Annotated in this window: 24 protein-coding genes; 4 read left to right on the plus strand and 20 right to left on the minus strand. The window is 68.5% G+C overall.

Translation table 11 applies throughout. From position 1 onward, the window contains the following. From E0H75_RS41085 to E0H75_RS41155, 15 genes are all read right to left on the minus strand, one after another. Positions 1 to 456 carry a GNAT family N-acetyltransferase gene (locus E0H75_RS41085; RefSeq protein WP_131519154.1) on the minus strand — a complete coding sequence of 152 codons (456 nt, stop codon included), beginning with the start codon at positions 454 to 456 and terminating at the stop codon, positions 1 to 3. A gap of 31 nt (positions 457 to 487) precedes the next feature. Beyond that, positions 488 to 1,162: a DUF1707 SHOCT-like domain-containing protein gene (locus tag E0H75_RS41090; RefSeq protein WP_131519155.1), complete on the minus strand. Its 675-nt coding sequence runs from the start codon at positions 1,160 to 1,162 to the stop codon at positions 488 to 490. Between the two features lie 80 nt (positions 1,163 to 1,242). Next, on the minus strand, positions 1,243 to 2,478 hold the full coding sequence (locus E0H75_RS41095; RefSeq protein WP_165554436.1) for an MFS transporter: 1,236 nt from the start codon (positions 2,476 to 2,478) through the stop codon (positions 1,243 to 1,245). Further along, positions 2,475 to 3,287, minus strand: a complete 813-nt coding sequence (locus tag E0H75_RS41100; protein ID WP_131519156.1) for a Rossmann-like domain-containing protein — start codon at positions 3,285 to 3,287, stop codon at positions 2,475 to 2,477. Before E0H75_RS41100 ends, E0H75_RS41095 begins: the two co-directional genes overlap by 4 nt. Before the next feature lie 34 nt (positions 3,288 to 3,321). Beyond that, positions 3,322 to 4,368, minus strand: coding sequence for a pyridoxal-phosphate dependent enzyme (locus E0H75_RS41105; protein ID WP_202873435.1), 1,047 nt, complete (start codon positions 4,366 to 4,368; stop codon positions 3,322 to 3,324). After that, positions 4,365 to 5,915: an ABC transporter ATP-binding protein gene (locus tag E0H75_RS41110; RefSeq protein ID WP_202873436.1), complete on the minus strand. Its 1,551-nt coding sequence runs from the start codon at positions 5,913 to 5,915 to the stop codon at positions 4,365 to 4,367. Before E0H75_RS41110 ends, E0H75_RS41105 begins: the two co-directional genes overlap by 4 nt. A 251-nt stretch (positions 5,916 to 6,166) precedes the next feature. Continuing rightward, entirely contained in the window at positions 6,167 to 6,772 is a 606-nt protein-coding gene (locus E0H75_RS41115; protein ID WP_238163572.1) for an ABC transporter permease subunit, read from the minus strand. Between the two features lie 203 nt (positions 6,773 to 6,975). Beyond that, positions 6,976 to 7,914: an ABC transporter permease gene (locus tag E0H75_RS41120; RefSeq protein WP_131519159.1), complete on the minus strand. Its 939-nt coding sequence runs from the start codon at positions 7,912 to 7,914 to the stop codon at positions 6,976 to 6,978. Further along, complete coding sequence (locus E0H75_RS41125; RefSeq protein WP_202873437.1) at positions 7,915 to 9,447, minus strand: ABC transporter substrate-binding protein; 1,533 nt, start codon at positions 9,445 to 9,447, stop codon at positions 7,915 to 7,917. A 196-nt stretch (positions 9,448 to 9,643) separates the two neighbouring features. Next, the gene (locus E0H75_RS41130; protein WP_131519160.1) at positions 9,644 to 10,213 is read right to left on the minus strand and encodes an NADPH-dependent FMN reductase; all 570 of its coding nucleotides are present in this window, start codon (positions 10,211 to 10,213) and stop codon (positions 9,644 to 9,646) included. A gap of 123 nt (positions 10,214 to 10,336) precedes the next feature. After that, entirely contained in the window at positions 10,337 to 10,822 is a 486-nt protein-coding gene (locus E0H75_RS41135) for a MarR family winged helix-turn-helix transcriptional regulator (protein WP_131519161.1), read from the minus strand. Between the two features lie 46 nt (positions 10,823 to 10,868). After that, positions 10,869 to 11,828, minus strand: coding sequence for a copper resistance D family protein (locus tag E0H75_RS41140; RefSeq protein WP_238163573.1), 960 nt, complete (start codon positions 11,826 to 11,828; stop codon positions 10,869 to 10,871). A gap of 29 nt (positions 11,829 to 11,857) precedes the next feature. Then, entirely contained in the window at positions 11,858 to 12,370 is a 513-nt protein-coding gene (locus tag E0H75_RS41145; protein WP_238163574.1) for a copper resistance CopC family protein, read from the minus strand. Positions 12,371 to 12,372: 2 nt separating this feature from the next. Next, entirely contained in the window at positions 12,373 to 13,062 is a 690-nt protein-coding gene (locus E0H75_RS41150; RefSeq protein ID WP_131519163.1) for a YcnI family copper-binding membrane protein, read from the minus strand. A gap of 53 nt (positions 13,063 to 13,115) precedes the next feature. Next, complete coding sequence (locus E0H75_RS41155) at positions 13,116 to 13,664, minus strand: hypothetical protein (RefSeq protein WP_131519164.1); 549 nt, start codon at positions 13,662 to 13,664, stop codon at positions 13,116 to 13,118. Positions 13,665 to 13,755: 91 nt separating this feature from the next. Between E0H75_RS41155 and E0H75_RS41160 the strand changes: the two genes are divergently transcribed. From E0H75_RS41160 to proS, 4 genes are all read left to right on the plus strand, one after another. Further along, positions 13,756 to 14,592: an ROK family protein gene (locus E0H75_RS41160; RefSeq protein ID WP_131519165.1), complete on the plus strand. Its 837-nt coding sequence runs from the start codon at positions 13,756 to 13,758 to the stop codon at positions 14,590 to 14,592. Positions 14,593 to 14,622: 30 nt separating this feature from the next. Then, positions 14,623 to 15,291: a pentapeptide repeat-containing protein gene (locus E0H75_RS41165; RefSeq protein ID WP_131519166.1), complete on the plus strand. Its 669-nt coding sequence runs from the start codon at positions 14,623 to 14,625 to the stop codon at positions 15,289 to 15,291. Positions 15,292 to 15,596: 305 nt separating this feature from the next. Then, complete coding sequence (locus tag E0H75_RS41170; protein WP_131519167.1) at positions 15,597 to 17,813, plus strand: NADP-dependent isocitrate dehydrogenase; 2,217 nt, start codon at positions 15,597 to 15,599, stop codon at positions 17,811 to 17,813. A gap of 95 nt (positions 17,814 to 17,908) precedes the next feature. Beyond that, positions 17,909 to 19,321, plus strand: a complete 1,413-nt coding sequence (gene proS, locus E0H75_RS41175; RefSeq protein WP_131519168.1) for a proline--tRNA ligase — start codon at positions 17,909 to 17,911, stop codon at positions 19,319 to 19,321. Here proS and E0H75_RS41180 read toward each other — a convergent pair. The 5 genes from E0H75_RS41180 to E0H75_RS41200 all read right to left on the minus strand — a co-directional run bounded on the left by E0H75_RS41180 (position 19,318) and on the right by E0H75_RS41200 (position 24,328). Beyond that, positions 19,318 to 19,539 carry a glycoside hydrolase family 2 protein gene (locus tag E0H75_RS41180; RefSeq protein WP_131519169.1) on the minus strand — a complete coding sequence of 74 codons (222 nt, stop codon included), beginning with the start codon at positions 19,537 to 19,539 and terminating at the stop codon, positions 19,318 to 19,320. The genes proS and E0H75_RS41180 overlap by 4 nt on opposite strands. Before the next feature lie 58 nt (positions 19,540 to 19,597). Beyond that, entirely contained in the window at positions 19,598 to 20,581 is a 984-nt protein-coding gene (locus E0H75_RS41185) for a helix-turn-helix transcriptional regulator (RefSeq protein WP_131519170.1), read from the minus strand. A gap of 28 nt (positions 20,582 to 20,609) precedes the next feature. After that, complete coding sequence (locus E0H75_RS41190) at positions 20,610 to 21,428, minus strand: NAD-dependent protein deacetylase of SIR2 family (protein WP_131519171.1); 819 nt, start codon at positions 21,426 to 21,428, stop codon at positions 20,610 to 20,612. Positions 21,429 to 21,803: 375 nt separating this feature from the next. After that, on the minus strand, positions 21,804 to 22,802 hold the full coding sequence (locus tag E0H75_RS41195) for a LuxR C-terminal-related transcriptional regulator (protein ID WP_131519172.1): 999 nt from the start codon (positions 22,800 to 22,802) through the stop codon (positions 21,804 to 21,806). An 89-nt stretch (positions 22,803 to 22,891) separates the two neighbouring features. Beyond that, positions 22,892 to 24,328, minus strand: coding sequence for a GuaB1 family IMP dehydrogenase-related protein (locus tag E0H75_RS41200; RefSeq protein ID WP_131519173.1), 1,437 nt, complete (start codon positions 24,326 to 24,328; stop codon positions 22,892 to 22,894). Positions 24,329 to 24,400 lie beyond the last annotated feature (72 nt).

Consider the following 24,400-nt stretch of genomic DNA (forward strand, 5'->3'; position numbering starts at 1 on the left):
TCACCGGGACGCGTAGTCGATCGTCTCGAACGGCCAGAGCGTGGCCAGCCAGGAACTGACGGCTTCGTAGACAGCCACATCCAACTCGGCTCGCTCGACGCGGACCCAGGAACGAACATCCGCGATCTGCTCGTCGGCGCGGGACGGATAGATGTACACGCAACCGATCACGTCGCCGCTGCCGGTCTCGAGCACGGTGTAGGTGAATCCCCGGCGCCGGGCGAAGTCGTCGGCGTGACGCTGCAGGTCGCCCAGGTTCGCCTCCAGGCTCATACCGTCGGCCGGCGGCCAACGGCCCTGGAAGCCCGGGGTCGAGCGGATGTGGTCGATGCTGCCGGTCCACGCAGCGTAGTCGGCGGCGTTGTGCTCGGGGCCGAGCGGCTCCAGCCGGAACTGCGGCCTGATCAGCTCAGTGGGGACGACGAAGTCGGAGGGGACGAACGGCCGGCCGGTCATGCGCGAAAGGCTAGCCCGGATGGTGTGACAGTCAGTGGCCGAGTTCGCCGTGGTTCTTGAAGCGCTTCTTGTGGCGTTTGGCGGAGGACTGGCCGCCGACGCCGCCGAAGAGGGCCAGGCCCTTGACCACGACGACGGGCGCGTCGGGGTGCGGGTTGTCGCTCCCGCGGGCTCCGAAACCGCCGAAGACGCCGACGCCCTCGTTGCGGACGGAGACGCCCTCGGGGACGGTGATGTCGATCCCGCCGAACACGGCGAACGCCCAGACCGTCACCTCGCGGCCCTCGAACACCGCGTCGGTCATATCCAGGTCGTGCCCGCCGAACACCGCGACCGCGTTGGTACGCCGCTTCACCCGCCAACGCCCCGTCCGCTCACCGCCGCCGAAGATCGCCAGCATGGTGTCGAAGCTGTCCTGCGGGTTCGCCGGCTCCTCGATCGGGACTGGACTGTTCGACGTCGCCGGCTGGGCCATCGGCGTCGGCAGCGGTGTCGTCCCGCCCGGGATGACCAGATCACTGGTGATCGGCTCCAGCTCGCCGAGGGTCTTGGCCTGCAGCGTCTGCTCCAGCCGCTCGGCATGCTCGTCCTGAGACAACCGCCCCGACATGAGGGCGTCCCGCAGTACGTCGACGACCTGGTCGCGATCGGTGTCGGACGCACGCAGGCGCGCATGCGGGTTCTGGCGGTCGGGCAGGTTCTCCATAAGACCGAACGATATATCGAGACAGGACCGAAACGGAGCCTGAATTGTCCGGATCGGCTCCCTGACCGCCGGGGGTCAGGTCAGGTCGGTGTACGGCGTACTCGGACGGCGAACAGGATCGCGATGAGCGTGATCGCGGAGAACGCCACTGCTGTGCCCGGGTAGCCGCCGAGGCCAAGGCCGAGACCGCCGATGGCCGCACCGAGGAACGTGCCAAGGCTCATCCCCGCGGCGTTGACACTGAGGGCCGAGCCGCGGAGGTCGCCACTGCGACGGACCAAAAGAGTCGTGATGCAGGCGGCGACGGTCGCGTGGCTGGCGCCGAGAAGTGCGGTCAGGAGAAGAGTCAGCGGAAGGGTCGGGGAGAAGTAGAAGAGAGCGACGCTGGTTAGCGCGACAGTGAGGCCGATGAGCAGCATCTTCTCCGGGCCGATCCACGGACGTTCGAGCGCGATGTAGCGGCCGGCCAGGAAGTTGCCGAGGAAGAACGACGCGCCGCTCAGCGACCAGACGAGTGCGAACCAGCCTGGTGCGAGGTCGAACTTCTCGTCGTAGAACGCGGCGAGGTACGCCAGGTATCCCATGAAGGCAGCCGTCCGCAGCATCGCGACGACGAGCAGCGGGAGCGCGCCGGGGATCCGGGCCAACTCGCGGTACGTCGTGAGGTAGCTCATCCGCTGGCTGTCGCCCACCCGCAGCGGTGCCTTCCGGCCACGACCACGCAAGAAGAACGCGGCCGACAACGCGAGCGAGACGATCGAAGCGGCGAGCAGGTTTCCCCGCCAGCCCCACAGCAGCCCTGGTACGGCGAGAACCGGCGCAGCCAGCATCGCCATCATCGAGGTGGTCGCGGACACGAGCGTCGCGGCCCGCCCTGCCGCCGCTGGAGAGGTGAACCGGTCGGCCGCCGCCGCACCGATCGACGGCGCCAGGATCGAGGTGGATGCCCCGATCAACAAGCAGAACGCCGCCAGCGCAAACACGTTGCCCACAGCACCAAGCGCCGCCGAGACCCCCAGCAGCGCCAACCCGCCCGCAGCCACCAACTCCCGCGCCAACCGGTCGATCAGCGGCGCCACCAAGAACCCGACCACCAACGCGGCCAATCCACCCAGGCCGCGCAACCCTCCAACCTCGGCCACATCGCCACCAGCCGCGGCCGCGATCGGCACCAGGTACATCCCGAACACCGTGAACGGAATCAAGCTCACCGCCGAAGCCACCAGGAACGGCCACAACCGCCGTACCATCCACAAATCCCCAGGCACTTCCGTCGGCCGCCCGCCGACGACTCGGTTCTGACTGGTGCTGCTCATGTGTCCGTCCTGGAGGGGTAGCGATAGAGGGTGGTGGGGCGGGAACTGAACTGGGAGAAGGGAAAGGGCTCGGCCGAGAGGGCGGCGACTCCGAAGCCGAGAAAGGCGCGGACAACGGCGCTGCCGGTCTGCGCATAGATCGCCAACGGCTTCGATTGCTGGCGGCAACGATCCAGGAGGACGTCGAAACTCCCGTTGGACAAGGTCATTCCGGTTGCCACGACCGCGTCGGCGGCGTCGATGACCTCGGTCATGTCGCGAGAGACCGGCAGCCCGGACGCCGTCTCGCGCAGGTTGAAGTCGCAGGGCAGGCAGATCCCACCTCGCGCGGTGATCGCGTCGACGAGCGGATTCACCACTCCGATCAGCGCGACCTTCCAGCCCGGTCGAACGTCGAGCAGCCCGGCAACAGCCGCATCCCGAGCCCGTGCGCGGACGTCCGGCGTACCGGCGGGGAGCACGATCTCCTCGGCTCCGGCTGCCGAATGATGCGGGTCCACCGAGGCGAGATAGGCGTCCAGCGCTGCGATCCGCACCGGCAACGGACCATCGGCGATCAACTCGTCCAGCGAAACCCCAGACGCATCCGCGCAGTACGACGGATCGAGTTCGCCCGCCTCGAAGGAGCAGGCGCCGAACACCTCACCCACGCGGAGCAGGACGTAGTAGTTCCGGTACGTCACCTCAGCGCCCGGCAGCCGAGTCGTGTGGTGCAACCAGAACGCGCTCGTCACGGACAGCGTGGATGGAGCCGGACCGAGCGAACCGGCGAGGACGGAGGAGGTGAGCGCAGCCACGGAAGCGGTCATCGGCCAGCCTTTCGGTCGTCGGTCAGACCAGAGATTAATGCGACGGAGTCGCAGATGGAAACTCCTCGCGCCGTGTCCAGGCGGATTCCCGGCGGTCCCACGACATCGCCGACCACGGCACCGCGAGCTGGTCCAGCGAGTCGATCTCGCGCGGCCGCATCGACTCCATCGGCCGGGCGTCGGCATGACGGGCGAACGCGGACTCGACGTACCGCGTCCCGGTGTCGGCGGCCAGGAACACATGCTTGCGGCTGCTGTCGCAGTTGTGTTCCCACAGCGCCGAGAGGTACGCCGCGCCCGCGGACAGGCCGGCGAACACTCCGGACGTCCGCAGCAGGTCCACCGCGGCCGACATCGCGTAGTCGAACGACACCCAGTGCAGCCGGTCGTACAGCTCGTGCCGGACGTTGCGGAACTCGATCGAGCTGCCGATCCCCGCGATGATCATCTCCGGATCCTGGGTGTGCCCGGCGCCGAAGGTGATGCTGCCGAACGGCTGCACGCCGACCAGGTTCACGTCCCGGCCGCGATCGCGCAGGTACTCCGCGATCGCGCCGGTCGACGCGCCGGTCCCGACCCCTCCGACGAGACACAGCGCCCCGGCCGGCACCAGTTCGGCCACGAGATCCGCCACCGCGCCGTACCCGAGGTAGTGGATGTCGTCGTGGTACTGCTGCATCCAGTGGTACGACGGGTTGTCGCGCAGGATCTCGCCGATCCGGCGGACCCGGAGGTTCTGGTCGAGCTGCAGGTTGTTCGACGACGGCACCTGCTCGACCGTCGCACCGAGGATCTCCAACTGGATCTTCAGCGTCCGGTCAACGGTGGTCGAGCCAACGATGTGGCACTTCATCCCGTACCGGTGACAGGCCAGCGCCAGCGCGTGCGCGTAGATCCCGCTCGAGCTGTCGATCAGCGTGTCGCCGGGCCGGACCGCGCCGGTCTCCAGCAGGTGCCGTACGGCGCCGAGCGCGGAGTACACCTTCATCGTCTCGAACCGCAGGCAGATCAGATGATCGCCGACGCGGATCGGATCCGGGTCCTTGATCGCCTCCGCCAGGTGGTCGTGCAGTCGCGTCATCGGCGCGGTTCGCTCCTCGTGTCGAGTGTCAGCACGGGCGGAGATTGTGGGTGACCGATCGAGGCGGCCCTCACCAGCCGCCGGGTCAGTTCGTGGTGTGGTTCGGTCATCACGGTCGCGGGTGGTCCTTGCTCGACGATGCGGCCTGCGTCGATCACCAGGACATGGTCGGAGACCGCCGCGACCAGGCCGAGGTCGTGACCGATCCAGATCAGCGCGGTGCCGCGGTCCTTCAGCTCGGTCAGCAGTTCGACGACGAGCGCCGTACCGTGATCGTCGAGCGCCGTGGTGACCTCGTCGCAGATCAGTACGTCGGGATGCGCGAGGACAGCCCGGGCGAGTGCGGCTCGCTGCAGCTCACCACCGGACAGGCGGCTCGGCGTACGGGCCGCGGTCATCGCGGAGACGCCGAGGCGAGCCAGGGTGGCGACGGCTTCCGCATGGGCTGGCTCGGGGTCGAGGCCACGGAGTCGTTGAGCTGTCCGGGCGACTTGCTGGTCTACCGGGCGACGTTCGTCGAACGAGCCGCGGACCTCCTGCCAGACGTACTGGACCCGGCGGTTCTGGGTGCGTGATCGCTTGCGCAGGATGGGCAGAGGTTCATCGTCGAGGAAGAGCCGGCCGGTGTAGCGCTCGTGCAGGCCGGCCAGGCAGCGGGCCAGCGTGGTCTTGCCACTGCCGGAACGGCCGACGACGCCCACGCACGCGCCCGGGCCGACGGCGAGGTCGATCTCGTGCAGGATGGGGTCGCGGCCGCGGGGACGCTGCGACGCGGACAGCTTCATTGCCTGGAGCAACGGATGCCGGGTGGCAGTGGTTCCCGATCGCTCGAGGTCTGGTGCTTCTGGGAGTACGTCGGGACCGCCGGAGTCGATGACTCGGCCGGCCGACAGCACCACGACGCGGGTGGCAAGTGCTCGAACCAGGTCGAGATCGTGACTCAGCAACAAGATCCCGAGTCCGTCGGCGGTCAGTTCTCTCAGCTCGTGGACCAACTGCAGGCGGGTGATCGAGTCGAGGCCGGTGCTCGGCTCGTCCAGCACCAGCACCTTCGGTCTGCAGGTCAACGCCTGTGCGAGTGCGATCCGCTGCCGCTGCCCACCCGAGAACTGATGCGGAAATCGCCGCAACGTCTCCCGATCGCCCGGCAGCTGTGCCGCCCTGAGTGCTCCCGGGACCACCGATTCCCCACGATGATGCAGCCCCTCGAGCTCCCGCAACGTCGTACCGATCCGCCGCGCCGGATTGAGCGCACTCCCCGGATGCTGAGGCATGTACGCCACCACCCGCCCTCGAACCCGCGCCGCCGCCCCCGTCACTCCGTTGCCATCAACAACAACCTCTCCCCCGACCTCCACCCTGCCCTCCAGCCGGACCCCCTCCCCGACCTCCCCCAGCAACGCCAGCGCCGACGTAGTCTTCCCCGACCCCGAAGCCCCCACCAACGCCGTAACCTCCCCCACCACCACCTCAAACGAAACCCCATCCACCAGAACGGCGTCCCCAGCAAACGCCCCAAGCCCGCTAACCCGCACCACCACCTCCACCCCGGCCCCATCCGGCTCCTGCGGCGTCTGCTGGGTTGACCCAGCAGATGGTGGGTTAGCGAGCCGGATTCCCGGGGGCAAACCCACCGGCGGGTGGGTCAGCCCAGCTCCCTGCCGCATCTCATGGGTTGACCCATCAGACGGCGGGTTGGCCAACCGGAGTTCGGGGGGCAAACCCACCGACGGGTGGGTCAGCCCATCAGATGTCGGATCGGCAGGCCGGTTGGTGGGCGTATCGGCGGGTGGAGTGGTCATCGGGTTGCCTCGACTGGCCGGCGGCGGGTGTGGTGGAGGAGTCGGTCGGCTAGGAGGTTGAAACCTAGGGTGAACGAGACGAGGAGGAGGGCGGGGGCCAGGACGGACCACGGTTGCAGGAGAAGGCCTTCGCGGTTGCGGGAGATGCTGACGGCCCAGTCGGGGGCGGTGGGGCTCAGGCCGAGGCCCAGGAAGTTGACCGAGGCAACCAGGAACACGGCGAGCGTGATGCGGGTGCCGAGGTCGGCGGCGACCGGGCCGAGGACGGAGCGGCCGACGTACCCGAGGTGGATGTTGATCCAAGACGCGCGCTGCATACGAAGGGCTTCGACGACCGGACTGCTCGCGGCATCCAGCGCCGCGGCGCGCACCAGCCGAGTGACCGTCGGGACGTTGACCAGAGCAACCGCCAGCGTGATCGCGAGCGCCGACGCCCGCCAACCGACCGCGACCACGCTGATCACGAGCAGCGAAGGCAACGGCAGCAGTACGTCGAGCGGCCGGATCAGCCCTTCGTCCAACCACCGGTGCCGCGTCGACGCCGCCACCAACCCGATCAACCCGCCGATCAGATACGCGATCACCACAGCCCCGATCGCCATCCCCAGCGCCGTTCTCCCACCAACCAGCAGCAGCTGAAGCACATCCCGCCCCAACCCATCCGTCCCCAAAACCCCAGCCGAGGCATACGGCAACCCCGCCTCCACCCGAACCGGCACCAGAGGCCCAAACACCGCCACCACCACAGGAACCCCAACCAGCCCCACCCCAATCCCAACCGACAACCACCCACCAAGCCGCCGGTTCATCGGAGGAGTTCCGTTCGGGGGACAAGGCGGTTGCAGAGGAGGTCGGCCGCCAGGTTGAGGAGGAGGGCCGCTACTGCTAGGACGAGGGTCAGGCCCTGGACTACCGGGACGTCGCGGGTTTCGACGCCGTCCACCAGGGCGGTGGCGAAGCCGGGGATTGCGAAGATCGCCTCCACCACCAGGACTCCACCCAGCAACGTGTCGCCGGTCCGCGCCAGCTCCTGTACCCCGGGGACCGCGGCGTTCGGCAGCACGTGCCGCAGCAGCAACCGCCGCCGCGGGACCCCGAGTCGCCGTGCCTGTACGACGTACTCCGCGTGCAGTGCCGTGATCGTCCCCGCACGCACCTGGCGTGACAACAAGCAGACCGTACGCCCGAGAAGCACAGCAACCGGCAGCACGAGCAACACCGGGGAAGCGAGCAGAGACCCGCCGATCCAGGTCGCCGGCAACCACCCGAGCTTGAGCGAGAACACCGCCACCAGCAGCACCGCGATCACGAAGTCCGGAATCGCACTCAACGCCAGCGTCACCGAGGTGATCGCCCGATCGAGCCGCCCGTTCTCCCGCGTCCCCATCACGATGCCGAGGGCAACTGCCAGCGGTACGACGACCGCGAGCGTCGCCAGCGTGAGGACCAGCGTCGCCCCCACCGAGCTCTTCACGATGTCGACCACCGGCCCACCACTGATCAACGACGTACCCAGATCACCCCTCACGACGTCGCCGAACCAATCGACAAACCGCGACACCAAGGGCTGATCGAGCCCCAGCTCAGCACGCAGTCGCGAGACCTGGTCCGGCGTCAGCGTCTCCGTGAACCGCATGTCCGCCGCATCCCCAGGCAGCAAAGCAGTCAACACGAACACCAGCACCGAGAGCACACCTAACTGAACGACGGCGAGCACCGCCCGCTGTCCGGCGTACGTCCGCATTCAGGCCAGCCACACCTTGTCGAACCGGCCGGAGTCCAGCGTGTTCGGCGGCACCGCCTGCACCCCCTGCACCGTGGCCGAGACCGCGACCAGATAGTCCGGCAGCCCCCACGCGAGAATGCCGCCCTCGTCTCGCAGCGTCCCCTGGAGTTCGCCGTACTTCGCCGACCGCGCACCCTCATCCGTCAGCCGCTGCGCAGCCGCAAACCCTGCGTCGAAACCGGCCCGGCGCCAATGCGTCACATTGAACGGCGACTTGGTCAGCAGCCGATCCGTGACGTACTGCGGAATCGGCATCGCACCGGACCGATGGTTGCCGATGACACCGTTCGTGAGCAGGTCCTTCGCATACGTCTGCGCACTCCCCGGGACCACCTTGAGCTTCACGCCCGCCTCGGCGACCTGCTCCGCGAACAGCGTGGCCGACTCGACGAACCCAGCCGAGGCATCGGCGGTCAGGAACTCGATCTCCTTGTTCAGCAGCCCGGCCTTCCGCAGAAGGTCCTTGGCCTCCCCGACGTTCCGCTCCCGCTGCGCCAGGTCGGCCGGATAGTACTGATATCCCTTGCCGAACAGGTCGTTGCCGACCTCACCACGACCGGCGAGTACCACGTCGACCAGCCGCTGCCGGTCGGTGAGCAGCTTGAACGCCATCCGCACGTCCGGATTGTCGAACGGCGGCCGATCCACCTTCATCACGAACGCCTGCATCGTGCTGGCCTTCGCGGCCACGATCCGCACAGTCCGACCGGCCGACGCGGTCCGCGCGAAGGTCGCGGTCATGTCGTTCGCGTACTCTGCCTGTCCGCCTTGTACGGCGTTCGCTCGAGCCTCGGAGTCGGCGGAGAGGATGTGCAGTTCCTCGATCCGGGCCGGCTCGTCCCAGTAGTCGTCGTACCGGTTGGCGATCATCGACCGGCCGGCCTCGAACGAGACGAACCGGAACGGGCCCGTCCCCACCGGTTTCGTCGGATCCTTGAATCCGTCCCGCACGATCTGGGTCCCGATTCCCGCCAGCAGGGCCGGGAATTCCGCGTTCGGCGCGGTCAGCACCAGCTCGACCGTGCGCGCATCGACGGTCCGGCTGCGCCGCAGGTCCAGGGTCGCGAGCGACGACTGGGCGACGCGCTCCGGCACGGCCGGGTCGGCGATCCGGGCGAGGCTGTAGAGCACGTCCTCGCTGGTCAGCTTCCCGCCGTCGTGAAAGGTCGCATCCCGCAGGCTGAACCGCCAGGTCGTGGCCTCTCCGTCGTGCTCCCACTTCTCGGCCAGCCGCCCCACCGGCTTCAGATCAGGCCCGAGCTCGACCAGCTTCTCGTACGTCGCCTTGTGCCGCGCGATGTCCACGAACAGGCTCTGGACGTGCGGATCGAGGACCTCCTTGGCGCCGCCACCGGCGTACACGGCCCGCAGCCGGCCGCCGTTCTTCGGTTGGGCCGCGGCCTCGCCATCGGCGCCGCAACCGGTCAGTCCGGCCAATGCCGACGCACCGGCCAGCCCCAGGAACCCGCGTCTGTTCAGAGCATCGGACACACGCCACATCCTCACGTTAGTGAAAACGATTGTCAAATCCAGCGCGCATCCGAACCCGACGCCATCATTCTTCCGACCCCGCCCCCCGACTGCTCTCCGTGACGGCGTGTCACTTCCGCATACCGGGAGTCACCACCAGAAAACGAAAGCCCGCCCCGGCGCAGAACACCGGGACGGGCGACAGAAGCAGGACGGCTCAGGCAGCGGCGGGGACCCGGACGCTGGCGAGGGCGTTGCTCCAGCTGATCACCTGGTCGAGCATGGCGTGGACCTCGGGCTCGTGGAAGTCGGCCGGCGCGAACTCGGAGTAGTTCTTGAAGTCGGTGGCGAGCGACAACGTGACCTGGTTGCGGACGTCGGCGACCTTGAGCTCGCCCATCACCAGACGCAGGTGCTCGACCGCGCGGGCGCCGCCGACCGCGCCGTAGCTGACGAAGCCGGCCGCCTTGTCGTTCCACTCCTTGAACAGGAAGTCGATCGCGTTCTTCAGCGCGCCGGAGGTGGAGTGGTTGTACTCCGGGGTGACGAAGACGAATCCGTCGAAGGAGGCGATCTTCTCGGCCCAGGCGTGCGTGTGCGGCTGGCTGTACTGGCCCATTGACGGCGGCATCGCCTCGTCCAGGTGCGGCAGCTTGTAGTCGGCGATGTCGACCAGCTCGAACTCGGCGTCACTGCGCTGCTTGGCCAGATCCAGCACCCATTGCGCCACGGCTTCGCCGTTGCGGCCCGGGCGCGTGCTGCCGAGGATGATCGCGATCTTGGGCATGGCTGTTCCTTCACGAAGAGAGGGGCGCCCGGAGGCTCTTTGGTGATGCATCACCAAAATAGCTCATCGAGATGACATGTCAACCCACGGGGTGAGCTCCCAGCTGCTGGGACCGCCGGCGATCTATTCCTCGCAGTCCGGGGTCGCGCAAGGGTTCGCGGGCACCGCGGTGAGGACGCGCTCGAAGAGGACGCCGAGCTGGCCCTGCTCCTCGGGACTCAGGTGGTCGAAGAAGTAGCTGCGGACGGCCTCGACGTGGTCCGGTGCGGCCGCCTCGATCGCCTTCCGGCCGAGGCCGGTGAGCCGGACCATCGAGCCGCGGGCGTCGGACTCGCACTCCTCGCGAGTGACCAGGCCACGCTTCTCCATCCGGCTGACCTGGTGCGACAGCCGGCTGCGCTCCCAGCCGACCGACTTGCCCAGGTCGCGGGTGCGCAGTACGCCGTCCTCCGCGACGGACAGCGGATGCAGCAGGGCGTAGTCGGCGCCGGACAGCCCGGAGTTCGCGATCAGCCGGGCCTCGAGGGCGCGCATCAGCTCGCGATGCGCGTCACGGTACGACTCCCAGAGGCGCGCCTCGTGCGCATCCAGCCACCGTGGTTCCGTCATCCACCCATTGTACGGACATCTGTTGACATATCACCGAGTCAGCAAGTCACGGCGTGCGCGAAAGGGCAACGGCCAGGCCCACGGTCCCCGCCATGATCAGCAACTCGACGATCGCCAACCGCCGGAATGCCCCCGGATCCCCGGCCGCCAACTCCGGGAGCGTCGTACGCCGATGCCACCATCCGACCAGCACCAGAATCGCGAACGCCACGGTCTTCGCGAACACCAGAGCGCCGTACCCGCTGGTGACCCACTGAGTGATCAGCGCCCAGCCATCCTCCCGCCCGCCGAGGTGGATCTCAGCGGTCACCAACCCGGTGACGCCCATCGCGATCGCACAGACCAGCGCGAGCCGGCTGAAGCGCTCGACCGCCTGCCGATTCCGGGCATACCGCAGTACGGCGCCCAGACCGCCAATCCACGCCGTCGCGGCGAAGACGTGGACGACCAGTGAGCTGGTCGCGAGGACGGACCAGACGTTCGTCCGCTCGATCGCTCCGTGCCCGGTGAGGAGCGGACCGGTCAGTGCCGCTGCGGTGAGCACCGCCGCGAACCGCGCGCCACGGACCGTCCGGCAGCCGCTCAGAACCACCGCGAGAATCGCCGTCAGTACGACGGCCACCGCCAGAGCCCTGACCTGCAAGAGCTCCCCCGCCGCGGACGCGTGCTCGGCAAGGTGCGACAACGGAATCCCCAGGATCACCGCGGCCGAGGTGACCAGCCCCCCGATGCTCGCCACCGCCCAGACAGCGGCCGCGATCGCCGCGTCCTGGCAGGCTCGCAACGCCTTCGGCGACAGCCTCCCATCAGTTGCTGGAAGCAACAGTACGACGGCCACCAGCGCACCGCCCGTCGCCACCGCGGCAATATCGGCGACGAAGCGCAGGACCGGAACCGACCAGGACAAAGGCATTCCGGCGCCGATGAGACCGTCCGGCAACGGTTGTGGCGCACCACCGGCCGCGAGCAAGGCGGCCACCATCACCACGATGCCAGCGGCAACCATCCCACCCGCGACGGCCGGTTTCGCCGACCTCATTGCGAGGCGGGCCGGCGGCGGACGATGACGATCGCGAGCGCCACCACGACGAGCATCACCAGGCACAGCGCCACGATCGTGACCGTGTTCGAGCCGCTGTCCTGACTGGCGGTCGGCGTACCGCCTGGCTGGGTGGCCGGGTGGCCGGAGTGGGTGACGGTGAACGATCCGGTGACGGTGATCGGGTGACCGTCGGCCGACACCACGCGGGCGTCGACCTGGTAGCGGCCGGCGTCGACCATCGCGCCGACCGGCTGGGTCACCGTGTTGTCGATCACCTGCACATCGCCGGTGGCGACGTTCTTCCCGGACGGCGACTTGACCTGCACCTGCGTGCCGTTGCTGCCGACCGGCTCGTTGAAGGTCAGCACCACCTTGGTCGGCGGTGCGGCCATCGACGAACCGTCGCCCGGGGTCATCGACTCGAGCTTGGCGTGCGCCGCCGCCACTCCGGTGGAAACCACCAGAGCGAGCAGCGACGCCACCAGTACTGCGATCAGTCGGCGCACGACTACGCCTTCTCGGATCCGGCCGGCTTGCGGGACCGGAGCCCCAGGCCCAAGCCGATCAGGCCCAGCAGTAGGCCGGCGCCACCAAGGACGCGAGCCAACGGATCCGACGAGTTCTCCGACTCCGGCGTCGTTGCCGCGACCGGTGTGATCGCGGCTGCCAGCTTGAGCGTCGGCGCCGGGTGCTCCGGCTCTTCAGCACCCTCCTTGGCGAGTTGGTCCCACTTGACCACCTCACCGTCGCTGTAGGACTGCACTGCGGGGAAGCTCAGCGCGTCGACGCCGTCCGGAATGCGCCCGACGGACAGGGAGAACTCGTCGAAGTTGCCGGCCGGGACCCCGCCAGCCGTGGCCGTCCAGGTCACGGTGGTGATCGCCTTGGTCAGCGTGACGTCGCCGACCTTGACCGGCGCAGGCAGTTGCTCGGTCGTCTTCACCACCGTCCAGCCGGGCTTGACCTGCGCGCCGACGCTGGCGAACGGGTGGTCCTTGGGCAACGAGACGACGAGCTTCGTGGTGGCGGCCGTATCGGACTCGGTCGGCACGCGGAAGACCAGCTTCGCGTACCCACCGGGCTTGGCATCCGGCGACGACACCGTGACGTGGGCCGACGCCGAGGTGGCGGCGCCGGCCAGCACAAGCGTGGATGCGGCCGCGATCGCGACAGCACGCAGGGCGAACTTCTTGGACATGGGAACCTTTCGCGGTCACACGGGACGACCCGGCCGCGAAGGCACGCGGCCGGTCAGGACATCGCTGGGATCGCCCGGATGACCGGCGGCCCGCGCCGCGAGACGTTCGAGGTGAGCCACCGCTGAACCAGTCGCGGTGACGGCGGTACGACGAGCAGTACGGCGGCGTACCGGCGTACTGGGGTCAAGATCGGCAGGCGGGGCAGGAGACGGGCGAAGATCCGCAGTACCCGGTGGACCCAGCGATGTGCGCCGGTGATCGCGACGACGCCGGCGAGCAGGACGGTCAGGTGCGCGGCGGTCATGACGAGACTGCCGCCGATCCCGCGCGGCATCATCTCGTGGTGCATCGGCATGGCCATCGGCTCGTGGGCCGCGTCGAGGGTGACGTGGACGAAGAGCTGGATCGCGGCGAGCACGACCACGGACAGTGCGCGTTCGCCGGCGAGGTACTCACCCAACAGCCAGCAGACCGCGGTCAGGGCCAGCAGCGGCGAGACCAACTGCAGCGAGACTGTGCCGCCCGCGAGCGCGTGACCGCCCACCGCGACCACAACGCTCAGCGCCGCGACCACGGGCGTCACACTGCTCTCGGCGTGCATTCCCGATCCCCTCGAGTGTCACTCGTACCAGACACTCTACGGACACGGCCGGGCAAAGTGTGGCGCACCCTGTTGCTGTCAAGATGAGCGGATGGACGTAGCTGTGCTGGAGGTCGGGGGCAGTCACGTGACGGCGGCAGTCGTGTCGCCGGACGACTGGTCTGTGCACGTGGTGGAGCGGGCCAAGCTCGAGTCGCAGAAGGCGGCCGAGGTGGTCGTCGCGCAGTTGGCGGCGGCGGCCCGGAAGTTGCCGCTGGCAAACGGTCTGGCGGTGGCGCTGCCCGGTCCGTTCGACTTCGCCACCGGCGTCGCCTGGTATCGCGGCCAGGACAAGTTCGACCAGCTGTACGGGTACAACCTGGGCGACAGTCTGCGTGCGGAGCTCGCCCTGGACCGGCTGATGTTCATGAACGACGCCGAGGCGTTCGCTGTCGGTGAGTGGACCGCGGGCGAGGTCCGCGGTGTCGAGCGCTGCGTCGGCGTCACCATCGGCACCGGCGTCGGTACGGCGTTCCTCGCCGACGGCCACGTGGTCCGCGAGGGCGACACCGTCCCGCCCGGCGGTGAGCTCTACAAGACGGAGTACGACGGCAAGCCGCTGGAGGACTCGATCTCCGGGCGAGCGATCCTGCGCAGGTACTTCGCAAGCACGGGCACCGAAGCGCCCGGGGTCAAGGAGATCGCCGACCAGGCACGAGCCGGTGACGCCGCCGCGAAGGACGCCCTGCTGACCTCCTTCGGTGATCTTGCGACCGCACTCACCGCTTGGCTCAATCGCTTCGGGGTGACGAAGACCGTGCTGGGTGGCTCGATATCGGGAGCGTTCGACATCGTGGCGGAGGTGTTCAGCTTCGACGTCGCGCCCACCAAGGACACCGAGCACTCGGCGCTGATCGGCGCGGCAGCGCACTACCTGCGCTCGAACTGAATTGTCCGCGGCTCTGGTTACGGTCGCTCCATGAAGATCGCCGCGCCCCGGCTGCGCACCCAGCTCGAGTCCGCGTCGCCCACGCCGGACGACCTCGACGACGAGACCCGGTTGCTCGACCTGTCCCTGGAGGACGTGGACCTGAGCGATCTCGTCGCCGAGCATCTCGAGCTGAGCGGATGCCGGCTGACCCGCGCCAAGCTGGCCGGGTCGGACCTGGACAAGCTGATCCTGGTCGACACCGAGCTGGCCCAGTGCGACGTTGCGAACGCCCGCTGGTCCGATGGCGCCCTCACCCGGGTGGCGATCACCTCGTCCCGGCTGACCGGGTTCGCCGGGCCGGGGATGAGCATCCAGCACGCCACGATCCGTGACAGCGTGCTCGACTTCGGCTCGTTCCGGTTCGCGAAGTTCGTGAAGGTCGAGTTCTCCGACTGCCGGCTGCAGAACGCGGACTTCGTCTCCGCGGATCTGACCGGAGCCGTGTTCCGCTCCTGCGACCTGACCGGGGCGGAGTTCTCCCAGGTCAAGGCGTCCGGCGCGGTCTTCGTCGACTGCACCTGGGACGCCGCCCGCGGCCTCACCGCCCTGACCGGCGCGACCGTGGCCTCCTCCTCCCCGATCGACACCCTGACCTTCACCAGCGCGGTCACCACAGCGGCCGGGATCACCCTGACTCACCCGGACGACCTCGACTAGCCCCACACCCACCCCCGCCACCCACCCCCGCCACACTCCCCCCGCCCCGGCCCGGAGGTGGCATTTGGACGGATATCCCTTCAGGTTGCGGGTTCTCATACGTTATTGCGGCCGCAGAACCCGTCAGTTGAGGGGATATCCGTCCAAATGCGCCTCCGGGCCGCCGGGGGAGGGCTGGGCCGGGCCGCGGGGGGAGGGCTGGGGCGGGGCGCGACGGAGCGTGAGCATGGACACGTCCGGTCTGGACGGGGCTGACCGCCTATTAGGGTGGGGGCGGAGCTTGCCGACCTGAAGTGGAGCACGTGGTGACCGACTCGACCATCATCTACACCCACACCGACGAGGCTCCGGCGCTCGCCACGTACTCGTTCCTCCCGGTGATCCAGGCGTACGCCGGTCAGGCCGGGGTCGGGGTGGAGACCCGGGACATCTCGCTGGCGGGCCGGATCATCGCCCTCTTTCCGGAGTACCTGAAGGACGACCAGCGGATCGCGGACGCGCTGGCCGAGCTCGGCGAGCTGGCCCGGACGCCGGAAGCCAACATCATCAAGCTGCCGAATGTCTCGGCCTCGATCCCGCAGCTGAAGGCGGCCATCGCCGAACTGCAGGCCCAGGGCTACGCGCTGCCGGACTACCCGGACGAGCCGAAGACCGACGCGGAGCGGGAGATCCAGGCCCGCTACGACAAGGTCAAGGGCTCCGCGGTGAACCCGGTGCTGCGCGAGGGCAACTCGGACCGGCGCGCGCCCGCCTCGGTGAAGAACTACGCCAAGGCCCACCCGCACCGGATGGGCGCCTGGTCGGCGGGCTCCAAGACCAACGTCGCCACCATGGGTCAGGACGACTTCCGCTCCACCGAGAAGTCGGCCGTGATCGAGGTCGACGGCTCGCTGCGGATCGAGCTGGTCGGCGACGACGGCACCACGACCGTCCTGCGCGAGTCGGTGCCGGTGCTGGCCAACGAGGTCGTCGACGCGTCGGTGATGCACGTCGCCGCGCTGCGTGAGTTCCTCACCGCGCAGGTCGCCCGGGCCAAGGCCGACGACGTCCTGTTCTCGGTCCACCTGAAGGCCACGATGATGAAGGTTTCCGACCCGATCGTCTTCGGCCACGTGGTCCGCGCCTTCTTCCCGAACACCTTCGCGCAGTACGGCGACCTACTGGCCAAGGCCGGCCTGACCCCGAACGACGGGCTCGGCGGCATCCTCAACGGCATCGCGTCACTGCCCGAGGGCGCCGAGATCAAGGCGTCGTTCGACGCCGAGCTGGCCGCCGGACCGGCGCTGGCGATGGTCGACTCGGACAAGGGCATCACCAACCTGCACGTCCCGTCCGACGTCATCGTGGACGCGTCGATGCCGGCCATGATCCGCACCTCCGGCCACATGTGGGGACCGGACGGCCAGGAGCACGACACGCTCGCGGTGCTGCCGGACAGCAGCTACGCCGGGATCTACCAGGTCGTGCTCGACGACTGCCGCGCGAACGGCGCCTTCGACCCGTCCACCATGGGCTCGGTCCCGAACGTCGGCCTGATGGCGCAGAAGGCCGAGGAGTACGGCTCGCACGACAAGACCTTCGAGATCCAGACCACCGGCACGGTCCGGCTCGTGGACGAGGCCGGCAACGCCGTACTCGAGCAGGTCGTCTCGGCCGGCGACATCTTCCGCGCCTGCCAGACCAAGGACGCGCCGATCCAGGACTGGGTCAAGCTGGCCGTCAACCGGGCCCGGGCCACCGGCGACCCGGCGGTGTTCTGGCTGGACGAGACCCGCGCTCACGACGCTCAGATCATTGCCAAGGTCCAGAAGTACCTGTTCGACCACGACACCGAGGGCCTGGACCTGCGCATCCTCGCGCCGGTGGACGCGATCAAGTTCTCGCTGGAGCGGATCCGCCGCGGTGAGAACACCATCTCGGTGACCGGCAACGTACTGCGTGACTACCTGACCGACCTGTTCCCGATCCTCGAGCTCGGCACCAGCGCGAAGATGCTGTCGGTTGTGCCGCTGATGGCCGGTGGCGGGCTGTTCGAGACAGGTGCGGGCGGCTCCGCGCCGAAGCACGTGCAGCAATTGGTCAAGGAGAACTACCTGCGCTGGGACAGCCTGGGTGAGTTCTTCGCCCTGGCCGCGAGCTTCGAGCACCTGGCCCAGGCGACCGGCAACGCGCGCGCCCAGATTCTCGCCGACACGCTGGACCGGGCCACTGCGACGTTCCTCAACGAGGACAAGTCGCCGACCCGTCGCGTCGGTGGCATCGACAACCGCGGCAGCCACTTCTACCTGTCCCTGTACTGGGCCGAGGAGCTGGCCAAGCAGACCGACGACGCCGATCTGGCCAAGGCGTTCGGCCCGCTGGCCGAGGTGCTCACGGCCAGCGAGCAGACGATCGTCGGCGAGCTGATCGCCGTCCAGGGCAGCCCGGTCGACCTCGGCGGCTACTACCAGCCCGACCCGGCCAAGGCCGCCGCCGTCATGCGGCCCTCCAAGACCTGGAACGACGCCCTGGCCTCGCTCTGATCTGAAGTTCTGAGCGCCCGGTGACCTCTCGGTCACCGGGCGCTCGGCTGTAATTGGGCGGCGGCGTACGACAACTGCTCCTAAACTCACAGCACATGACCACAACCCGATCCGTGCTTGCCGCTCAGGCCACGGACTTTCCCCGATGGTTCCAGGATGTGATTGCCAAAGCCGAGCTCGCCGACAACGGGCCGGTGCGGGGGACCATGGTCATCCGACCGTATGGGTACGGGATCTGGGAGCGGTTGCAGGCGGCGCTGGACGAGCGGATCAAGGCGGCCGGCGCGGCCAACGCGTACTTCCCGCTGCTGATCCCCGAGGGTCATCTGCGCCGCGAGGCCGAGCACGTGGAGGGTTTCAGTCCCGAGCTCGCCGTGGTGACGCATGCCGGAGGCAAGCAACTCGAGGAGCCGGCGGTGGTCCGCCCGACCTCGGAGACCGTCATCGGTGAGTACATGGCGAAGTGGATCCAGAGCTATCGCGACCTGCCGCTGCTGCTGAACCAGTGGGCCAACGCGGTCCGTTGGGAGCTGCGGCCACGGTTGTTCCTGCGGACGACGGAGTTCCTGTGGCAGGAGGGCCACACCGCGCACGCGACCGCCGCGGACGCCCGCGCGTTCGCCACCAGGATCCTGACCGACGTCTACCGCGACGTGATGGTGAACGTGCTGGCGATCCCGGTGCTGCCCGGCCGGAAGACGCGGCGGGAGCGCTTCGCCGGGGCGATCAACACGATGACGCTGGAAGCCATGACCGGTGACGGCAAGGCCCTGCAGATGGGCACGTCGCACGAACTCGGCCAGAACTTCGCCCGCGCCTTCGACATCGGCTTCCTGTCGAGCGACGGGCAGCGTGAGCTCGCCTGGACCACCTCCTGGGGCAGCACCACGCGCATGGTCGGCGGGATGATCATGGTGCACGGCGACGACGCCGGGCTGCGCGTCCCGCCGCTCGTCGCGCCGACCCAGGTCGTCGTACTCGCGGTCAGGGACGAGACAGTCTCGGCCGCTCGACGGATCGCGGACGAGCTGACGGCGTCCGGTCTGCGCGTCGAGGTGGACGATCGCACCGACCAGCCCTTCGGCCGGCGCGCGGTGAACTGGGAGCTGAAGGGCGTCCCGGTCCGCATCGAGCTCGGCCCCCGCGACCTGGACGGCAACGTGGCAACGGTCGTACGCCGGCTGCGGAGCTCCGGCAAGGAGACCGCCGGTCTGCCGGACCTCACCTCGACCGTGGTGGCGGCGATGGAAGCGGACCAGGCTCAATTGCTGGCGGAAGCGACCGCGCGCCAGACCGCACGGACCACGGCGGTCTCCAGTGTGGACGAGGCGTTGGAGGCGGCGACGACCGGCTGGGCGAGCCTGCCGTACGACGTCGTCGGCGAAGACGGCGAGGACAGACTGGCCACGGCGGGGGTCACGGTCCGCTGCCTGCAGCGTCCGGACGGCACGCTCCCCACCGAAGACGACGAACGCGGCCTCACCGCATTCGTCGCCCGCTCCTACTAGTTGTTGTTGTAGGGCTCGGCCTCCAGCTTCAGGCCGGAGGCCGAGCTCGGAGTGGTCACGGTGATCGTCCGGGACTCGCCCGGCAGCAACCACAAGTAGTTGTCGGAGTAGATCGCAGGCAGGACGCGGCTGCGCGATCTCGAAGCGGTCAGTCTTGTTGCTGGCAGCAACCACCACGTTGTCGGTGTGAGTGGCGAGTCGCGCACCCGTGAGGTCATACAGGTAGGAATAACCGGCACCCGGAAGTCACTTCATGCCATCAAGGATGTCGAGAGGTCAGCGGGCCAGGTACTTGCGGACGTCGTCGGCGACCTGGGCGCGGTGAACCATGCCGTACTTGCGCAGGATCGCGCTGAGGTGGGTCTTGACCGTGTTCAGGCTGATCCCGAGCTCGGCCGCGAGCTGGTCGTTGTCGAGGCCGTCGACGAGCAGGACCGCGACGTTCTGCTGCGCCTTGGTCAGGCTGGTGAACCGGCGCTCAGGACCCTCGTCGGTGTCCATCAGCATCTCGATCAGCTCGGACTGGATGTGCTCGGTCGCGTCGACGATGCGGTGCAGATAACCTTCCACCGCCACGGCCACCTCGGATTCGCTCAGCGCCTCCGTCGCGATCTCGCGGATCGACGCGACCCGGTGGGTCAGGTACTCCATCACGTGGTCGGAGGTCAGCAGGTTGGGTCCGGCGTCGCCGGCCGGCAGCATCCGCAGCGCCTCCCGATCCTCGCCCTCGCGGGTCAGCACCCGCTCCACCACGCCGCCGAGCCACTCGAACGCCCGGACGGCGTTGTCGTCGTAGCTGTCCGGCTCGTAGCTCTGCATCGACAGCATCCCGAACAACTGGTCCGGACCATCCTTGGCCGGCCGGAAGATCGGCACCGTCACCGCGTCCTGGGACTGCCGCCCGACATCGCCGATCGGTACGCCGGCATGCAGCGCGGCACCGTTGTCGTAGGCGTAGCGGTACGTCGTGCGCCGCTTCAGCAGCCACGCGGTCTGGCCGTTCGGCCCGAAGTTGTGCGTGTCCGGGTCGACGTACTGGCCGTCGTCGTGGCCGTAGGGATAGCGGACCCGGCTGCTGCCCTGGAGGAAACCGACGAAGAACGTGTCGACCCGCGCGACCTTGCCGGCCACCACCCGCACGTAGTCGTACAGGCCGTAGTGATCGGCCCGGAACAGCGCCTCGATCTTGTGATATGCCTCGCGCAGGATGATCGCGGTCTCCGCGTCGACCCTCAGCGGGGCGGACTTGTCTGCCTCCACGATGTCGACCCTTCAATCGATCACTCGACTATGACGCCGCCGCCGGGATATTGCCAGGTGCCAGTCCGCCAGGCGGACCCCAGGCAGGCCAGACCGACGCCTTGTCGAGGTACGGCGCCAGCAGGGCACTCACCTCCGCGTCGTCGGCGCCCCGCAACTGGTCGGAGGCCATCTTGCGGGTGATCCCGGCCAGGAAATCGGCGATCTGGATGCGATGGTCGGTGAACGAGTCGACCTGCTCCAGCGCGACGAATCCCTCGGTCGACTCCTGCAACCGGCCGACTCGCCCGGCCGACAACGTGGTCTGCCGATCGTGCGCGATCGCGACCGCCCGGCCGCCGTCGGTCCAGAACTCGACCGCCCGGACGATCGCCGGCATCAGCGGGTCCAGCCGGGGGATCGGCGACTCGTCGGCGGCCCGGACGAAGTCGTTCGCCGCTTCCAGGAAGCCCCGCGCCTCGTCGCTCCGACGGCCGGCGTCGTACAGGAACCGGATCGTCTCGGATCGGGCACCGAGGAAGTCGACCAGCCCGGAGACGAGGAAGTAGGTCTTGTCGACCAGGAACACGTGCGCGTTGCCCTCCAGCGGGCCTTCCGGCCCGAGGAACCACAGCAGGACCGCGCGCTGCTTCGACCGGAGCAGGTGCCCGGCCTTGTACATGGTCGCGGGCGACTTGATCCGGGCCCGGATTTCGGCGACGCAGGCCGCCGCGGTCTGCTCGTCGAGCCGCACGCTCGCGTGCGCGAACACGTCGGTCACGCCGCCGACGAGCTTCTCCCCCTCGTACCCGGACTCGTCACACGCGATCTCGACGGCCCTGGGTTCCGTTGGCGCGGTGGTCGGCACGGCCCGACTCTCTCACCGCAGGCAAGACCGTGCACGCCGATTACACAGAGAAGTCGCGGGTGGTGGGGTTCCGAGTTCCCGAGTCGCCCTCCCAAGCCTCGGCCGAACTCCCCGCACCACCCGCGACCAGATCAGGACGCCAATTCCTGTGAGCCCCCGCGTCTGCCGATCTCGCAGCCCCCTGTGAGATCGGCGACCCCCCGGCAGTTCTTCTGGCGTCCTCTCCCTCCCCCCGTTGACTACACCGTGCCACCTCGTGTCAGGACCTGCCTATCGCCCACGGCATGAGGTTGTTGTGCCCTCAATCTCATCCCGGGGATGATGTAGTCATTGACGAGTCTTGCGCCTCGGGAAGAAAGTTGCGGTCGTGCCTGCTCAGCGGGCCAGATACCGGCGTACGTCGGCGGCCACCTCGGCGCGGCTCGCCAGCTCGTACTTGGTCAGGATCGTTCTGAGGTGGGATTTGACCGTGTTGACGGAGATGCCCAGCTCGGTCGCGATCCGGGTGTTGCCGGGGTCCTCGGCGAGGAGCAGCGCAACACTCTGCTGGGTCGGAGTCAGCAGCGCGAACCGTTGCTCGGGTCCGTCGTCCGCGTCGAGCATCATTTCGATCAGCTCCGACTGCGTCTGCTCGGCCTCCTTGATCAGCTTGCCGAGCGAGTCCCGAGCCGGATCAGCCACACCTGTCGTTGCCATCGCCTCGTGCGCAAGCGCTCTCAGGATGGCGATCCGGTTCGACAGATACTCCATCACCGAGTCCGACGTGAGCACGTTCGGGGACTCAGCCCCGGCCGGAAGCAGCCGCAGCGCCTCCCGGTCCTCCGCCTCCCGGGTGAGCACCCGGGCAGTCATTCCAGCGAGCCATTCAAACGCCCGTACGGCGTTGTCGTCGTAGCTGTTCGGGCGATAACTGTGCATCGACATCATGCCGAACAGCTCGTCCGGTCCACCGTCGCGGCCGGGACGGAACATCGGCACGGTCACCGCGTCCTCCGACCGCTTGGACACGTCGCCGGCCGGGACACCAGACTGCAGTACGGCGCCGTTGTCGTACGCGAAGCGGTAGGTCTGACGCTGGCGCAGGAGCCAGGCAGTCTGCCCGTTCGGCCCGTAGATGTGGCTGGCGGGATCGTCGTACTGTCCGCTGTCGTAGCCGTACGGGTACCGGACCCGGTTGGAGCCGTGCAGGAAGCCCACGTAGAAGGTGTCGACCGTGGTGATCTTCCCGGCCACCGCGCGGACATAGTCGAACAGGCCGTAGTGCGACGCCCGGTAGAGCGACTCGATCTTGTGGTACGCCTCCCGCAGGATGATCGCCGTCTCCGCGTCCACCCGCAGGACTCCCGGCGACCTTTCCTCCCCATCAACTGGCATCCGCAACCCACCCCAGGACATCGCATTGACGTCAGGTCACCGAGTATCCACCGTTCGGCCCGCCGGGGAGACGGGATTCGGTGCGTCGGTCACCAGCTGGTGTCGAGCGGCTTGCCCTCGGCGTACCCGGCGGCCGTCTGCAGGCCGACGACCGCGCGCTCGTGGAATTCGGCCAGGTTGGCGGCGCCGACGTACGTGCACGAGCTGCGGATGCCGGACACGATCGAGTCGAGCAGGTCCTCGACGCTCGGCCGCTCCGGGTCCAGATACATCCGCGCGGTCGAGATGCCCTCGCCGAAGAACCCCTTCCGGGCCCGCTGGAACGGTGTGTCGTCGGCCGTCCGGGAGCGGACCGCGCGGGCGGACGCCATCCCGAAGCTCTCCTTGTAGATCCGGCCGTCGCTGTCCCGGTGCGGATCGCCGGGCGACTCGTACGTCCCGGCGAACCAAGAGCCGATCATCACGCTCGAGGCACCCGCGGCCAGCGCCAGCGCGACATCGCGCGGATGGCGTACGCCGCCGTCCGCCCAGACGTGCTTGCCGAGCTCACGAGCCCGTTCCGAGCATTCCAGTACGGCGGAGAACTGCGGACGACCGACCGCCGTCTGCATCCGCGTCGTACACATCGCGCCTGGTCCGACGCCGACCTTCACGATGTCCGCGCCGGCTGCGACGAGATCGCTGACTCCCTCGGCGGTGACCACGTTTCCGGCGACGATCGGAACGTCAGGGCCCAGGGCACGGACCCGCTCCAGGACCTCGAGCATCCGCTCCTGGTGACCGTGCGCGGTGTCGATGACCAGTACGTCGATCCCGACGTCGAGCAACGCCTTGGCCTTCTGCTCGGCGTCCCCGTTGATCCCGATGGCCGCCGCGACCCGGAGCTTGCCGTTCGCGTCGACAGCCGGCTGGTAGAGGGTGGCGCGGAGCGCGCGCTGGCGGGTGAGGATGCCGACGATGTTGCCGTTCGCATCGACAACAGGCGCGAGCCGGTGCCGGCCGTCGTGCAACTGGTCGAACGCGGTCTCCGCGTCGGTGCCGGCCGGCAGGGTCAGCAGCTCCCGCGACATGATCCCGTCGAGCTGGCTGAACCGGTCCACGCCCGCGCAGTCGGCCTCGGTCACCACGCCGACCGGACGGCCCTCGTCGACCACGATCACCGCACCGTGACCGCGCTTGGGCAACAGGTTGAGCGCCTCGCCCACGGTCCCGGTCGGCGGCAGCACCAGCACGGTGTCGTGCACGGTGTGCCGTTCCTTGATCCAGGCAACCACCTCGGCGACCACGTCGACCGGGATGTCCTGCGGAATCACGGCCAGCCCACCACAGCGCGCGATCGTCTCCGCCATCCGCCGGCCCGACACCGCGGTCATGTTCGCCGCGACGACGGGGATCGACGTACCGCTGCCGTCAGTCGTGGACAGGTCCACATCCAGCCGGGACGTGACCGCGGACCGGTTCGGCACCAGGAACACATCACTGAACGTCAGGTCCCCCGCAGGCTCCCGATCATGATGAAACCGCATGACAGACCCCTTCCACCCGACAACAACCCCGCCAGCCTGACACGCCCCTACATCCGTCACAAGGCACCTCAC

The sequence above is a fragment of the Kribbella capetownensis genome (assembly GCF_004331485.1).
Lineage (GTDB): Bacteria > Actinomycetota > Actinomycetes > Propionibacteriales > Kribbellaceae > Kribbella > Kribbella capetownensis.